This window comes from Hymenobacter setariae, from assembly GCF_007713685.1.
GTDB lineage: Bacteria > Bacteroidota > Bacteroidia > Cytophagales > Hymenobacteraceae > Hymenobacter > Hymenobacter setariae.
Genome location: NZ_VMRJ01000002.1, coordinates 585,867 through 600,810 on the forward strand (window position 1 = coordinate 585,867; position 14,944 = coordinate 600,810).

12 protein-coding genes are annotated in these 14,944 nt (G+C 63.0%); 3 read left to right on the forward strand and 9 right to left on the reverse strand.

Annotation, left to right across the window (positions count from 1 at the left end; genetic code table 11):
- Nucleotides 1-13: 13 nt before the first annotated feature.
- The 3 genes from FNT36_RS08890 to FNT36_RS08900 all read right to left on the reverse strand — a co-directional run bounded on the left by FNT36_RS08890 (nt 14) and on the right by FNT36_RS08900 (nt 3,233).
- The gene (locus tag FNT36_RS08890) at nt 14-1,027 is read right to left on the reverse strand and encodes a phosphotransferase enzyme family protein (RefSeq protein ID WP_144846541.1); all 1,014 of its coding nucleotides are present in this window, start codon (nt 1,025-1,027) and stop codon (nt 14-16) included.
- Between the two features lie 92 nt (nt 1,028-1,119).
- Nucleotides 1,120-2,490 (reverse strand): hypothetical protein, encoded by a 1,371-nt coding sequence (locus FNT36_RS08895; RefSeq protein WP_144846543.1) that lies wholly within the window; start codon nt 2,488-2,490, stop codon nt 1,120-1,122.
- Nucleotides 2,469-3,233, reverse strand: a complete 765-nt coding sequence (locus FNT36_RS08900; protein WP_144846545.1) for an ABC transporter ATP-binding protein — start codon at nt 3,231-3,233, stop codon at nt 2,469-2,471. The genes FNT36_RS08895 and FNT36_RS08900 overlap by 22 nt, the downstream gene beginning before the upstream one ends.
- A 453-nt stretch (nt 3,234-3,686) precedes the next feature.
- Between FNT36_RS08900 and FNT36_RS08905 the strand changes: the two genes are divergently transcribed.
- Nucleotides 3,687-6,161, forward strand: a complete 2,475-nt coding sequence (locus tag FNT36_RS08905; RefSeq protein WP_144846547.1) for an erythromycin esterase family protein — start codon at nt 3,687-3,689, stop codon at nt 6,159-6,161.
- Between the two features lie 211 nt (nt 6,162-6,372).
- Here FNT36_RS08905 and FNT36_RS08910 read toward each other — a convergent pair whose 3' ends face one another.
- Nucleotides 6,373-8,130: a S41 family peptidase gene (locus FNT36_RS08910; protein ID WP_144846549.1), complete on the reverse strand. Its 1,758-nt coding sequence runs from the start codon at nt 8,128-8,130 to the stop codon at nt 6,373-6,375.
- Nucleotides 8,131-8,222: 92 nt separating this feature from the next.
- The gene (locus tag FNT36_RS08915) at nt 8,223-9,701 is read right to left on the reverse strand and encodes a TonB-dependent receptor (protein WP_144846551.1); all 1,479 of its coding nucleotides are present in this window, start codon (nt 9,699-9,701) and stop codon (nt 8,223-8,225) included.
- A gap of 226 nt (nt 9,702-9,927) precedes the next feature.
- On the opposite strand from FNT36_RS08915, the gene FNT36_RS08920 reads away from it, so the two are divergent.
- Nucleotides 9,928-10,263, forward strand: coding sequence for a four-helix bundle copper-binding protein (locus FNT36_RS08920; protein ID WP_144846553.1), 336 nt, complete (start codon nt 9,928-9,930; stop codon nt 10,261-10,263).
- A gap of 72 nt (nt 10,264-10,335) precedes the next feature.
- Here the strand turns inward: FNT36_RS08920 and FNT36_RS08925 are convergent, their stop codons facing one another.
- Together FNT36_RS08925 and FNT36_RS08930 are read right to left on the reverse strand one after the other, a co-directional pair.
- Nucleotides 10,336-10,908: a helix-turn-helix domain-containing protein gene (locus FNT36_RS08925; protein WP_144846555.1), complete on the reverse strand. Its 573-nt coding sequence runs from the start codon at nt 10,906-10,908 to the stop codon at nt 10,336-10,338.
- Nucleotides 10,909-10,917: 9 nt separating this feature from the next.
- A complete protein-coding gene (locus FNT36_RS08930; RefSeq protein WP_144846557.1) occupies nt 10,918-11,265 on the reverse strand; it encodes a hypothetical protein in 348 nt (115 codons plus the stop codon).
- Between the two features lie 192 nt (nt 11,266-11,457).
- Between FNT36_RS08930 and FNT36_RS08935 the strand changes: the two genes are divergently transcribed.
- Nucleotides 11,458-11,724 (forward strand): hypothetical protein, encoded by a 267-nt coding sequence (locus FNT36_RS08935; protein ID WP_144846559.1) that lies wholly within the window; start codon nt 11,458-11,460, stop codon nt 11,722-11,724.
- A 103-nt stretch (nt 11,725-11,827) separates the two neighbouring features.
- Here the strand turns inward: FNT36_RS08935 and FNT36_RS08940 are convergent, their stop codons facing one another.
- Together FNT36_RS08940 and FNT36_RS08945 are read right to left on the reverse strand one after the other, a co-directional pair.
- Nucleotides 11,828-12,874, reverse strand: a complete 1,047-nt coding sequence (locus tag FNT36_RS08940) for a YncE family protein (protein ID WP_144846561.1) — start codon at nt 12,872-12,874, stop codon at nt 11,828-11,830.
- A 50-nt stretch (nt 12,875-12,924) separates the two neighbouring features.
- Nucleotides 12,925-14,943: a TonB-dependent receptor plug domain-containing protein gene (locus tag FNT36_RS08945; protein WP_144846563.1), complete on the reverse strand. Its 2,019-nt coding sequence runs from the start codon at nt 14,941-14,943 to the stop codon at nt 12,925-12,927.
- Nucleotide 14,944 lies beyond the last annotated feature (1 nt).

The window sequence follows — 14,944 nt, forward strand, 5'->3', positions numbered from 1 at the left end:
CCGAATAGTAGCTCTATGCTGGTTGGGGACTGAAATCGCAGTACCACGCGGCCCACTGTTTTATCCAGCCCACGCGCTCGCGCAGGTAGCGGGGCCCAAAAAAGGTATTCGACCAATCATCGAAATGGCGATAAGCAAACTCGAAATAAAACAGCCAGAAACCTACGCCTAGGTACGGAATGGCCGCTAACTCGACGTCGGCTAGCGGGCGCACTTCGCGGTAGCCAGCTACGAAAACGGCAAACTCCCGCGTGGCATCGGCCTCAGTTACGCCCTTAAGCAGTCGGTGCAGGAAGTAGTGCACGAAGAAGGTCATCACATCATTGACCAAGTAGCCGGGACCGGCAAAGTCAAAATCGAAGAACGTGAGCTGGTCTGCTGCGTCGAAATGGAAGTTTTTGGGTAGAAAATCGTAATGGCAATAGCCATAGCTGAAAGCCGACGTATCGAATTGCTCTAGCTTGGCAAGAGTCTGCGTTACAATGTCCTGCAACTCGGCATAACCCTCCGGATACTCTTGAAAGGCGGGCGCTAGCACTCGCAATGGCTGGCGCAGCGTGGTATCGAGGTCGTAGCCGGGGCGCGGGTGTTGCAGCGTCAGGCCGGCGGTCAGGTTGTGCAAACGGGCCATTTCGCGGCCCACTGTGCGTAGCTGCGCGTCGCTAAGGTCCATGACGACCCGGCCCGGCGCAAAGGCGAAAAGCACGCCAAAGCGCTCGCCTTCTGCCGCCGCCAGCGGAAGCAAAAAAGCGCCGTTTTGGGCGGGCAGCGGCGCGGCTACGTGGGCACCTTGCGCCTGTAAGTAGGTAAGTAGCTCTACTTCGCCGGCTATTTGAGTCTGGGTGCGGTGAGCGGCCCGGTAAACTTTGAGAATATACTTGGCTTGCTCGTTTTCAAGCAGGTAGGTGTCACTTACCCCACGCAATAGGTAGCGCCCGTGCAAGCCCGGTAAACCATATTCGGCACTGACATGAGCCGCCAGCGCACTAGCCGAAAGCGTGGAATATTGAGTTGGGAAAAGAGGCATGCGAAGGGCGGCGGAGCTAGTAATGAAAACCAGGTATGGTGCGGGCAGAAGCCTAGCCGTGAAGATGACACTTTCCTGCTTCTACTGCTACCTCACGTCCCAATTGCCTTCCACAGCTTGCGCCGTAGCTCCCCATCATTGCGCAGCACCTGGCGCAGCGGCCACGCCGCCGAGGCAGCTACCAACAGCGCCAGCGCGATGCGAGCCCACCACCAGGGCATAAAGTATAGCGCCGCGCCTAGGCCAAGGCTCACGCCGCTCATAAGGCCTGAGGTGTTGTTGCGCATGTTGGCAAAGTCGATGGCCTTAATAACGGGCTTGGCGTGGTACAGGCTGGCCCACAACCCCACGCTCAGCAGGGCCGCGCTCGCCAGCGGCAGCAGCCCCAGCACGTGCCACAGCGACACCGGAAATAGTACCAGCACCAGCGTAGCCGACAGCAGGCAGTCGAGCAGTAGCACCGGCAGTACCAGGCGTAGGTACAGCGCCAGCAGCCGGCGCGTGAGACCTAGGCGCATAAGCTCATTGGCAGTTAGACTCCCTAGATAGGCAAATAGGTTGTTGTTGACATAGGTGAAGCTGACGATGGGCAGCAGACCTAGGTAAAAAAAACCGGGGTTTGTCACCTTGCCATCTTTCACCATGGATAGGCCTGTGGCGCTCAGTAGCACAGCCTTGAACACCAAGCCTACCGTGAGCGGCAGCCAGACTTTGCGCAGGTACACCTTCCACTCCAGCGGCAGGCGAGCCAGCGTGGCGCTAGGTGCCGTAGTGGCCGTAGCCGCTGGCAGGTAGCGCGCGCTGAAATACTGCGCCAGCCAGTAGAGCTGCGCCACGCCTACCAGCCAGGGCAGCAGCGCCATGCCCACGCCTAGCGCCGTAGCATAGGGCGCCAGGGGCACGGCCAGCCACCAGCCCATCAGGGCTAGGCTGAGCAGGTTGGCGGCCAGCAGTGGGTGCCGCCAGCGCCCTAGGGTCACGAGTAGGCGCATGTTGAAGCTCAGCACCGTGGCGCCCAGTATCAGCAGCAGACTAAAGCCGGGCACTAGCGCATGGCGCGGCGCCACGAGCAGCGCCAGCAGTAGGCCCAGCACCAGCATGAGGCGGCGCAGCGTTATCAAATCGAGCAAGAAAGCCGTGACCACGTTTTGGCGCTCCGATACCGGGAAGTGCTCGGGCAGGGGGCGCGTCACGGGTCGAAGGCTGGGCAAGAAATCGACCAGTAGCGTCGAAACCAGCCAGGCGGCATTCAGGCCCACCAGCAGCTTAGGCAACACTTCAGCTAGGCCGCGTTGCGTTTGGTGGTTGAGCATAAAGCCGAAGCCCACGCCGTAGAGCGCCATGATGCTGAGCAGAAACAACGCCAGCGCCCGCTCGCCGCCATCGGGCGGCCACACCACGGCCCGCAGGCGGCGGCCCAGCAGGTAGGGCAGGTAGTGGCCTAGCGTTGCGTAGTCAGCCATGAGAGGTCTTGGGTAGTGGCCGAGGCCGTGGGCTGGATGAGTTGGCGCAGCGTGTCGCCAAGCACCTCGCGGTCGCCGTGCAGGAAGTCGGTCAGGGTGCCCCAGTACTTCACCTCGCTATCGTCTATCACTAGTAAGTGCGTGGCTACCTGCTCGATGTGCGCCAGGTTGTGCGATGACACAAACGTGAGCGCTTGCGGCCGGTAGCTGTTCAGCAGCGACAAGACACTGGTGGCCGAAAACACGTCGAGGCCATTGAAGGGCTCATCGAGTATCAGCAATTCGGGCCGGTGCAGCAGGCACGAGGCAATGGCCACTTTCTGCTTCATGCCCGTCGAAAACGACCCTAGGCGCTTGTGGCGCACGGTGGCGTAGTCTTCGAGCAGGTGCGCGAGCAGGCTCTCGATGTGTGGCTGCGCATCGGGTAGCTCGTAGATGCGGGCCACAAACTGCAAGTATTCCTCGGGCGTGAGCTGCTCGACCAAGTACGCTTGGTTGACGAGCGCACCCATGCGCCGCTTCACGGAAACCGGAAAGGTCTCGCCCAGCGGCTGCCCATCCAGCACAATCTGGCCGCTGTCGGGCAGCAGCACGTTGGTAAGCAGGTTGAAGAGCGTGCTTTTGCCAGCGCCATTGCGGCCCACTACGCCCACGCAGGTGCCGGTTTCGGCGGTCAGGCTCACATCATGCAGCACGGGGTTGCGGCTGAAGGACTTGGTGAGATGTTGTAATTCTAAAACCATGTTTAGTAGCAAATAAGGCAGGGGCTAGGGTAAAGCTGCAAGGTACTGGCCTGCTTTACTCCGGTCTGTATTTTATCGCCAGGAGGCCGGGCACATTACACGTTGTGACCGGTTTGGCGGCCTAGGCTCTTGTGGCGTAGAGCTACGAGGCAGGCGTGTGAGCTGGCTAGCTGACCGCCGCCCTGGTGAGTAAATAGTCAGCGCCAGCCGACAAATTCGGGGTGTGCGCAAGATTTTGGGTGGAAGCGGTATGACGCTAGTCGCGGCTAAGAGTAGGTTGACTGGTGGTGGAAGGCTAGCGCAGCACGCCAGGTAGCAGCGCGCCTCGCCCGCTGGCAGCTTTTCAAACCCTTCGGGCTGCTATAGGTGCCAACTAGTTGGCTATTATTGCGCTGCGGTAAGGAATTGCAAGCCATTTATCGAGCAGGAAATCCCTTCTTACCGCCTTGCCTTATGCTGCGTCTGGTTGCCCTTTTAGGCTGTTGGCTTCTAATTATCTGGGCGAGCCAGGCCCAAGTGCCCGCCGCGCTGCCACTGCGCTGCCTGACGGTGCCCGCGCCCGGCGCCTACGCCCCGCTGCGGCAGGCGCTGGCCGGCGTGCGGGTGGTGATGCTCGGCGAGCAGACCCATCAGGATGGGGCCACTTTTGAGGCCAAGATTCATCTGGTGCGCTATCTGCACGACTCGCTGGGCTTCACTACGCTGGCCTTCGAGGGTGATATGTACGCCCTCGACAAGGCCCGGCGCGAAATGGCCGCTGGCCGGCCCGTGCGGCCGGTGCTGCTGCGCTCGGTGTACGAGGGCATCTGGAGCGGCACGGCCGACTTCGACAGCCTAGCCGCCTACCTCGATACGCACCGCCGCCTCCAGCTGGCGGGCTTCGACTGCCAGCTGAGCGGCGAGTACACCCAGGAGCAGCTGCTGCCCGAGCTGCGGCGCTTCGTAGCCCAGGATACCCGCCGCCGTTGGACGGCCGCCGACTTTTACCCCGGCCAGGAGCTACTGGCCGAGCTCTCCAAGGGTGGCGGCGCGCCGCGCCACCCGGCCGATACCATGAGGCTGGCCCGCTGGCTGGCGCAGTGCCGCGCCTCGGTAGCCTACGTGGCCGCCCGGCAGCCGGCGCAGGCGGGCCGGGCGCGGTTTTGGCAGCAGTGGCTGCGCAGCAGCGGGGCGTATTGGCGAGGCGAAATGCGGGAGGCACGGGGCCAGCGCGAGCCGGTGCAGAACCTGCGCGACCGCCTTATGGCCGACAACCTGCTGTACCTAGGCCGCCAGCCCGAACACCCAAAAATCATCGTCTGGGCCGCCTCTTACCACCTGGCGAACCACCATTCGCGCATTGACCTCGACGATAGTGTAACGGCCCGCTATATCCGCCGGGAAGTATTAGCCGACTCAGAGGATGTGCAGAAAGTGAACGCCCATACCTTGATGGGCGGCGCGGTGCCTATGGGCGAGCTGGTGAAGCGCCAGCTAGGGTCGGCGAGCTACGCGCTCGGCTTCGTGGCGGGTGGTGGCACCTACGGGCGGCTGGAAGAGCCCAAGGGGCTGCGGCCGGTGCCCGCGCCCGTGGCGGGCAGCATCGAGCAGGCGTTTGGGCAGCTGGGCTGCGCGGCGGGCTTCGTGGATTTGCGTCAGGCGCCCGCGGGGGCCACGTTCTACGCCTCGCCGCTGGGTTACGTGCCGCTGCGCGCGCCTTGGGCCGAGGTATTCGATGGCTTTTATTACACCCAGGTGATGCGGCCCACCTCCAGCATGGCGCCGGTGGCGGTGGCGGCACCCGCCGCCCTAGGCCGCAAGCTGCTGGGGCAGGTGCGTGATGCCAAAACCGGTGAGGGCATTGGCTTTGCCAGCGTGGGCCTGCCCGGCACCAGCCTAGGTACCGTAAGCAGCGCCGACGGCAAGTTTGCTTTGTTTGTGCCGGCCGGGCAGCGGGCCGATTCGGTGCGGGTATCGTGCCTAGGCTATGCCTCGGCGCGCGTGCCGGTGCGGGGCGCGGCACTGGCGGTGCAGCTCGCACCGCAGCCGCACCTGCTGGCCACGGTGCTGGTCACGGCCCCGCCCCAGCCCGAGGTGATAGTGCAGCGCGCCCACGAGCGCATCCTCACCAACTACCCGCAGCAGGCCAACAGCATGCAGCTGTACACCCGCAGCCGCAATTGGCGCAACGACTCGCTGCGCACCACTCGGGAGACCGCCATGGACTTCTACGACCAAGAAGGCTACCGGCGCGGCAGCTGGGAGCACGCCGAAAAGCAGCGCTTTTTGCAGCTGCGCGAGCAGCGCCAAAGTGGCCCCGAACCCCCGGAGCCGCCCCTGTACTGGCTACTCTGGAGCCACGACCCGGTGCTCACCGAGCGCAACCCGCTGGAGCCTGGCCCCAGTCGCCAATACCGCTTCACCCTCAACGGCCAGACCGAATACGACGGCCATCTGGTGTACGAGGTCGGCTTTGTGTGCGAGCGGCCCAGCGTCTACACCACGCCCTACGGCTACCCGGCCTCTGAGTCGTACCAGGGTACTGTTTACATCACCACCGATACCTACGCCGTGGTGAAGTACGAGGCCTTTACCGGGCGGGCGCCCTACGCCATCGACAAGTCCAAGGCATTACGCCGCCTGGGGCTGGCGGCGCCAACCGTGCGGCGCGTCACCATCCACGACGTGTACCAGTACGAGCAGCTACGCGGCACCTACTACCTGCGCTACGCTCGCCACGACGCCACGCAGGTGTACACCGACGCGGCCACTAACGCCCGCCAGCAAACCCAGCGCGACTGCATAGAGCTGCTCGCCACCAGCTTTACCCAAGATAAGCCCCTGGTGCTGCAAACCACCGGCCTCCACGTGGACCCCCACGTGCCCTACCACCCCGAGTTCTGGGACTCGTACCAGGTGCTGGTGCCCGCTACCGTACAAGACAAGTAGCCGCGCCAGGGGGTAGGTGAGAGGTCCGTATATCTGAGAGTTACCTGTGTTCAAATAAGAAAATGGGTCATGCTGAGCTTGCCGAAGCATCTCTATCGCTTCCTCCAAACCGTCGACGGTACGGCAGAGATAATTCGGCAAGCTCAGCAAGACGACCTAATAATCTTTTTTGCAAAGCTCAAGCTCATTTCGCGGCTCGCGGATACCCTTCTTATCCTGCCTGTATTAGCTGCACGGCTTTTTCCAGTACCTCATCGCGGCCTTCGGCAATGCCTTTGATGGTGGGCTTCACTTCTACGTCGGGCACGATGCCGACGCGCTGGGTTTCGCGGCCGTCGGGGTAGTACACGCCCAGCCCGCTGATAGCAGTGCGCACGTTGCCGGGCAGCACGATGTACGACACGTTGCCATCGGCCCCGGCGGTGGTGCTGCCCACCACCGTGGCCCTAGGGGCAGTGCGCAGGGCCATAGCAGTGTATTCGGCTTGGCTTTGCGAAAGCTCATTTACCAGAATAATGACCTTGCCAGGGTAGGCGCGGCCAGGGCCGGGCGCAACCTCGGTGGGCGGGATGTTCGCAAAAAAACCAGGATACGTAACCTGGGGCTCGCTGAAAGTTACAAAGTCTGTGCGCTTGTCGAGCAAGTACTTAGAGAGCGAGAATACTACGAACTCCGACGGGTAGTTGCGGATGTCAATAACCAGCCCTTTCGTGTCTTTGGCATCGGCCATAATCTGCGGCAAGTCAGCGTTGTGAATGGTACCTAGGGCTAGGTAGCCGATGTTGCCGGGCAGCAGTTTCCAGGCAGGGGCCTTGGGGTCGGGGGTGCCGTAGTTCATCGCCAGGTTGAGCTTGCTGGGGGGCACGCGCTCGACCGTAACCGGAAACTCGCGGCCCGCGCGGCGCACCACCAGCGACACCTGCGGGGTGGCGCCGCGCAGCAGGTCGTTGGCGGTGTTGCGCAGCTGGGTGGGCTCGTTGGAAGCGGGCGTGATGGGCTGGCGCGCCTTCACGATTTCGGCCACTGGCTTGCCATCTACCTGCACAATCACATCGCCCGGCTTGAGGGTGGTGGCGGCCCCTAGGGCGGCATCGTAGTAGCCGGCCACCGTGGCCTGGCCTTCCACAAAGCGCAGCCATAAAGGCGCGTAGAGCGTGCCTTTATAAGCGCTCAAGGCCTTGGCATTGGAAATGTTAGCGTGGGTGTCGTGGATGCGGGCAATGAGTGCCAGTGCCGTGAGCTGGTACTGCTCGGCGGTGCGGGCGGCCACAAACTTGGGAATGAACTCAGGCAGCACGCGCTGCCAGTCTTCGCCGATGGCGTAGCGATACGGGAAGAAGTAGTCAATCATGTTCCAGTACCGAAACAACGCCAGCACCCGCAGGCCCGCGTCGGGCGCTTCCTGGCTGGCATAGGTTTCCTCGTGCTGAAAAAGTGGGTTGCCGATGTTAGGAGCCGCGCTGATGTAGTAGTGGGAACCCTGGTTACGGTTTTGGCGCAGGTAGGTCAGCTGTTGGCTCAGGGTGGGGCTGAGCTGGGTTTTGTCGGTGAGCCAACCTAGGTCGGGCTGCAGGCGCACGTCTTTAGCGGCGGGCTCTTGGCAGGTGCGGCAAGCTGGCACGGGCCCCAGGCTCGTAAGCCAGGTGCTTAGCACCTCACTGCGCGATTTGAGGCTGCGGGCGGCTAGCACCTTCGGCAGCACACGCAGCAGCTCGGCGTCGAAGTTGTAGTCGCCGCGTGCCACGGCGGGGTGGTAGTATTTTACAAAGCCCCAAACCAGGCCTAGCACGGCCAGATTTTCAAGTTGCTGCTTGCTCAGGTTGTCGAGCGTGAGGCCCGAGCCGCGGCGGAAGGCCGTATCCTGCTCGGCCTTGTAGGGCGCCTTGGGGTCGGGTGTGGGCGCCTGGCCCCAGCCCGGCAACGTGGTGGAGGAGAGAAGAGCGGCCAGAAACAGCCAGCGGGTTTTCATAAGCTACGCGGAGAAAGAGCGGGTGCCAAGATACTTCCCTAGAGTAGCTTACTGCCCCAAGGGTTGCCCACGCCGCGTAAAATAACCGGCGCCTACATGCGCCCCATCTGCATCCAGGGTGCCGTCAGGCGCACATACACCGAGGCCGAAAGCGGCAGCTTACCATAGCCCAGCTGCTGCCCAAAGCCGCGCCCGCGCTGGTCGTTTTGCAGCGTGCTAGGGATGACGTAGCCCGTGATTTGGCCACCCACGCTCAGCTCGGGGCCGCGCGCGCCGCCTAGGTTAGTGAGGCGGTAGCTGCTACCTAGGGTGAGAGCGTGTACATTGAAGACCATGTCCAACGGCGCGTCGGCGGGGCCAGGCACGTAGTAGCTCAGCTCTTCTGTATCCTTTTGTACCCACTCGTAGCGGCCGTAGAAGGTGGGCCGGCCCAGCGTGAGGTTGGTTTCGGCCAGCACGGCGTGCTCGGGGTGGGCGCCGTGGCCCTCGTTCATACCCCACACCAGCGAGGAAGCGATAAATTGATGGTCGCCCCAGGTGCGGCTGTGCAGCACCGAGGCCGTGGTGCGGTGCACATTTTCGTCGGGGTGCAGGTCCTCGGGGCTTTTGATGAAGGCGTGGCTCACCTGCAAAGCCAACTCCGAAGTGGGGTTCCAGTTGAGGCGGGCGGCCCAGGAGTCGGCCCTAGGTCGGTCAAAGTCGTAGCGGTACTGGTCGGGCTCGCGGCCCGTAAAGTTGCTGCCCTCCAGCTTAAACTGCTTGTAGCGCAGCCCCAGGCTGGCTACGCCGTAGGTGATGTGCGTGGCATCGGTCCAGTGGTGCGACAGTGGCGCGTCGGGGTTCGGCATGGCCGAAATGCGGTGCATAAACGCCGTGGGCCCGATGGTGGGCTCGCCGGGGTACCCTAGGTAGGCCGTTAGGTCGATATCCTTCGAAAAGGCGTAGGTATAAGCCACGCTCAGCCCCGAAAACAAGTCGTGCGGGTGCTGCTTGTCGATGAGTGGCTGGCCCTTGTACGACTCGCCGGTCTGAAACAGCAGCGGGTAGCCGCCCCGCGTTTCAGTCAGCGGGTCGAGGCTCATCATCAAGCTAAAATTCAGCAGGCCACGCTGGCCCACTTGGCGCTGGGCCATGGTCATAAACCAGTTGGGGCCATCCACGGCGCTACGGTAGCCGCGGGCGTCGCGGTGGTTGAAGTTTTGGCTGGTGTAGCGGCCGAAGGCGCTGCCGTGGTACATCAGCATCCAGGGGCCCTTGTGCTGCATCCACATGTACATGGGCGTCTGGTCGGGCTGCCAAGCCGTGCCCGAGCCATTGCGGTTCATGGGCAGGTTGCGCGAGTAGGCGTGGCTCATGTTCATGCCGCCCATGTCCATGCCAGCCATGTGGTGGCTGGCGTGGCTGCTGTCACCGGGCATGGCCATACCATTCATTTTATGGCCTTTGCCAGTGGCGCGGTGGGCGGTGTCGCTGGGCATCGTCATGCCGGGCATCTGGTGATTTTGGTGCTGGGCTAGGGCCGGGGTGGCCGCTAGGCCAGCAGCCAGCAGGACGTAAGCAGGTAGTTTCATAAACAAGCGCTAATCAAGAACTCATGTAACGTGCCTGCGCTGCTAATGGTCAACTGGCCAGCCTATAAGGTTGAGGCCACCAGCGTGCAGGATTCGGGCTAGCCAAGGTGCAGGCCCAAATCCTGCACGCTGGCGGCCACTACTTTGCACCGACCAGGTTAGCCTAGTTGCGTAGAAGGTAGGAGCCACGCTGTTGTGGCTAATACGCTTCTACTTTCTCGCTCCCATGAAAAACGCTCCCCAAGATTACCGCTCCCTTCTCGATGCCCTAGGTCGCTGCATCGCCGCCTGCGAATACTGCGCCGATGCCTGCCTCGGCGAAGACAATATTCAAATGATGGTGCCTTGTATTCGCACCGACCGCGACTGTGCTGATATCTGTCGGCTCACCTCCGCCTTCATCGCTCGCAACTCTCCCCACGCCCAGCACATCATTAAGGAGTGCATCGAAATCTGCCAGAAGTGCGCCGACGAGTGCGGCAAGCACCAGCACGACCACTGCCAGCAGTGCGCCCAAACCTGCCGCGAGTGCGTGGAGGCCTGCAAGGCTTATGCTGCCTAGGTAAGAAAGTAACAATGAAAAAGGCCCATGCTGCAAACAGCATGGGCCTTTTTGGTAACTAGCTAGTGTGTCTTAGCCTAGGGCGTCGAGCGACAAGCGGTCGGGCTGCAGCATGCGGCGAAACTCACTTACCGAGCGGCCCGTCACCTGGCGGAACTGATTGCTCAAGTGCTGGCCCGAGCTGTAGCGCAGTTGGTCGGCTATCTGCACCAGCGTCATTTCGCCGTAGCTGAGCATTTCCTTCACGCGCTCTATCTTCATGCGAATGAGGTACTTCTCAATGGTGAGGTTGGCCGTGCGCGAGAATACTTTGCTGAGGTGCGAATAAGTAGTGGCAAAGCGGTCGGCCAGAAAAGCCGACGTGGTGAGCGGGGCCGGGGCCGTGCGCAGGTGCTCCAGGTACTCTTGCAGCACAGTTTTAATCTGCTCGGTGAGCTGCTCGGCGCGGTCGAGCAGCACGTCGAAGCCCGCCTCGCGCAGCAGCGGGGCCACGGCCTTGGGGTCAACGGGCGTGCTCGGCGACAAGCGCGCTTGGCCTAGGGTCACGGCGGTGGGCTCGTAGCCAGCTTTCACCAGCAGATTCTGAACCGCCTCGACGCAGCGCGGGCAAACCATGTTTTTGATGTGCAGCAGATTGGTTTTCACGGGGTAGAATTACGTTGTAGAAGTAGAAGAACGACGAGTCGTGACTTTGGGAGCGGCCGGGCGGGCAGGGCGCCGCACCGGCGGCGCATCCTGGCCCTGCCAGCTAGGCCCAAACCAGTGCGTGGTGGCCCAGGTAATAAACGGCACTACCCCCAAAAAAGTCACGGCAAGCAGCCAGAACCATACGAAAAACGTGGAAAAAAGGCGGCCAAAGAAGTGGTCGCTGACGCCGAAAAGATACAGCACCAACGCCAAACTCAGCGCTAAGCTACTGCCCGCCAGCACCCCCACGCGCCGCCAGCGGTAGGCGGCCACGCGCTGGCGCAGGCGCAGAAACGGAGAAGCAGAGCGAGCCATCGGGGCAAATTTACCGCATCGGCGGCAACTATAGCCTAGGTGCGGGCCAGCACCCAAAACCCGGCGGGCCATTTTTCGGTACTGCCACATACCCACAGGGCTTAGGCCGCCGGCCCCGGCGCGCCGGGCTACTGCCGACACTGCTCACCTAGGCCGCGCTCGCGGGCGGCCACTTATTTCTTTTCTTTCCCCATGAACCGCACCCTACGCCTTCTGGCCCTGGCCGCTGCCCTTCCCCTCGCCCTGAGCGCCTGCAACAGCGGCGGCGATGTTGGCGACACCAACGTCGAAAAAGGCTCGGCCAAAAAAGGCCCTACTGCCCCGAAAGAGGGCACCAACAACGGCGACTCGCTGGCCGCTGGCATTCCGCGCGATACCACCAACCGCCCCACCGGCAAAGAGCTTTACAAAGCCGCCGACCGCGCCAAAGACCGCAACCACGACGGCATTGCCGACTAGCTGCTGCGCAACTAGCATACAAAAAGGCCTGCTCCATGTAGATGGGGCAGGCTTTTTGGCAGTAGGTAAGCGTTTGTTTTCAGCTCAGAAAGGGTAGTAGTAATTAATAGAAAGCGAAGCCGTTGGGACCCACGCGCACCGTTACCGAGTCGAGGGCCTTGCCGCCGCCGGCGGGGTAGTGCAGGAAGTAGCCATTAGTGGTGAAGCCCGTCGACACGGCTCCGTAGATGGAGTTATCGCGCGGGTCGATGGCAAAGCCATTGAAATTGCGGCGCATAAAAACGGTGGTGGGCAGCGCCGTATCGGTAGTGGCCATCTTGTACTCGGCGCCGTTGTAGCTGTAGTAGAGCTGCTTTTTGTCGGGGCTGATGCGTAGCTGGCGCGGGCCGCTGCTGGCGAAGGGCAGCGTGAGCTGGGCGGTAGTGCTGCCGGGCGCAAAGCGCACCAGCGCGGCGGGCGGCGTGCTGGTGGTGCCGTAGGGCTGCGAGCACAGCACCCACAGGTTGTTGGCCTGGTCGGTTACCACATTTTGCGGGCCAGCCGTTACCGTCACGGTCGAAGTCACCTTATTAGTGCTCGCATCGATTACCGATACTGTGTTGTCGTAGCTATTAGGCACGTAGACGTTGCCGTTGAGCACTGTTAGCTGCTCGGGGCAGCGGCCCACCGTGATGCTGTCGATAACGGTATTATTCGTGAGGTCGAGCACCATTACCTTGCCAGGGGCATAGTTGGTGTAGGGCCCGCGCCACGACGTGACATAGCCCCGTGTGGCCGACGCAGCCGCGAAGTAGCGCGGCTGCCGAATGTTGCGGATAGTGGCCACCGAGCCGAAGTCGGGCACGCTCACCACCTCTACTTTATTAGAAGCGTTGACGCAGATATAGCCGCGGTTGTTTACCACGCCCATGTCCTGCACCACGTCGCCGAGGCTGGCACTTTTATTCACACTGCCAAAGGCGTCGATAAGCGTGGTTTTGCTGGCCACGCCGTAGGCGCTCACCGTACCGCCACCCTGGCCAAACTGCCCTTCGCTGAGGATATATACACCAGGGGCGCTTGGCACCAGGGGGCCAAATTCGTTGTCGGGGTTGTTACAGCTTGCCAGCGCGGCAGCACCCACTAAGAGGGTAGCTAAATACTTGGTCATAAAAAAGATTTTGCCGACATAGCGGCGGATAAATAGAGTGGTATTGAAAATCAGTGATAAGCGAAACGCAGGCTAACGCTGTAGGCCCTAGGTGGTGCCGGCCGGGCCGGGTAGCTGTCGTAGCGATGGTTGAGCAGGTTGGTGCTTTGGAGCAGCAGCGTGAGGCTGGTGCGGCCGGGCAGCGGCACGGTGCGGCCAAGCGTGGCGCTCAGCACCCCCACGCTTGGCAAAAAGCCGCTGGCTGAGGCATCGGTGTACACATAGCTCGTGAAGGTGTAGGTGGCACTGCCCAGCCAGCCCCGCCACCCGTGGTCGGTGGTGAAGTTGGCGCGGTGCAGCGGCACGAAAGCCAGCTGCACACCCACGGGGTCGGCATCGGCGGCCACGCCCTGGGTTTTCTGAGTTTGGGTATAGCTGTAGGCTAGGCGTGCCGACGCCCGGTAGCGTCCTAGGTGCCCACGCAAGGCGGTGCTGGCCTCGAAGCCCTGGCTGCGCACCTGGCGCAAATTGCGCGGCGAGTAAGTGCCGCCTGCCCCTAGGGGCAACCATTGCACCCAGTTATCGACCAGCTGGTAAAAGGCCGTGAGCTCGGTTTCGAGCAGCAAGTGCGCGCCCGGCGCCACGCGGTGGCGCAGCCCAGCTTCGTAACCGTGGCCCGATTCGGCCAACAAATCGGGGTTGCCGCCCGGCTGCCAGTAGCGCTCATTGAGGGTAGGGGCGCGGTAGGTGCGCGCCACGCTGGCCTTGAGGGTGAGGCCCGGCCGGTCGGCGGCCGCCAGTGAATCGAGCGCCTGAGCCTGGTACAAGTCCCACTCGGCACCTAGGGTGGGGGTGAGGGGCGCCAGCCCGGCGGGCAGCGCGGCCTGCCGCACATTGGCCGAGAGGCGCAGGCCGGGGCGCGGGTCGTAGCGCAGCAGGCCGAAGGCCGCGGCGCGGTTTTCGGTGATGGCGTTGGGGCCGTAGCCGTCAACCACGGCTGCAAAGTGCTGGCCTTCGACCCCTAGGCGCAGGCTAGCGCGCTGGCTCAGCGGCGCCGTGTACTCGGCTTGGCTCTGGGTGGTGCGCACCCGCGAGTTACTGACGGCGCCCTGGTCGGAGTAATTGATAATGTCCTCAAACCACGCGCCGCGCACCTGCCATTGCCCGCCGCGCGGGGTCACTTGGCGGTAGCCCAGCACCAAGCGGCGGCTTTGGTCGATTTCGCGGGCGTTGGAGCCAGCCACGCCCGTGCCCTGCTGGATTTCGCGGTCGGCGTCGGTCAGCCATACCGAGGCCGTGAGTTCGCCAGCCGTGCCCACGCGCCAAGCCACATCGGGGCTGATGCTCCACTGGTGGCGCAGGGCGGCGTTGCGCATGGTGTAGCGCACTAGGCCGCTAGGCTCGCGCACCAGGTAGGGGTAGTCGTTTTGGGCCTGGCGGTAGCTGGCGGCCACCCGCACGGCCACGGCCGTGGTGGCGGCGCGGGCCTCTAGGCTGCCCCCGCGCAGCCCAAAGCTGCCTAGGTCGCCTTGCACGCTGCCGCGCAGGCCGGGCCGCCAGTCGGGCTCGGTGCGCAGCACTAGTGCGCCGCCCACGGCCCCGCTGCCGTAAAGCGCGGCGGCCGGCCCTAGCTGCACCGAGAGCTGCGTATTGCCGCTGATGGGCAGCAGTGCCAGGTCATTCTGCCCTAGGGTAGGCAGGGCGATATTAAGTCCGTTCCAGAGCACAGCGGTGTGCTGCGCCGAGGTGCCCCGCAGCGACAGCGTCGCCAGCTGTCCCGGCCCGTAGTTCTTGATGTACAGCCCCAAGCGCGCGCCAAGCACATCGGCCGCTGTGCCGCCCCGGTACTGCGCCAGCGCCGCCGAATCTACTTCGAGCCGCTGGCTACCCACCGCAAAGCGCTCGGGCCGCACGGCCCGCACCTGCGCCTCGGGCAGCTGGTGGCGCCGGCCCACCAGTGTGTCGGAGCGCGCTGCTGGCGCTTGGCTGTGCCCAGGCAAGCTGGCTAGCAGCCCTAGGGCCAGAGCGTAGCCAGCCGGCCCGCGGCGAGTGCAGGAGAGGGTACCTAGGAACGAATTGAAAACTAACACG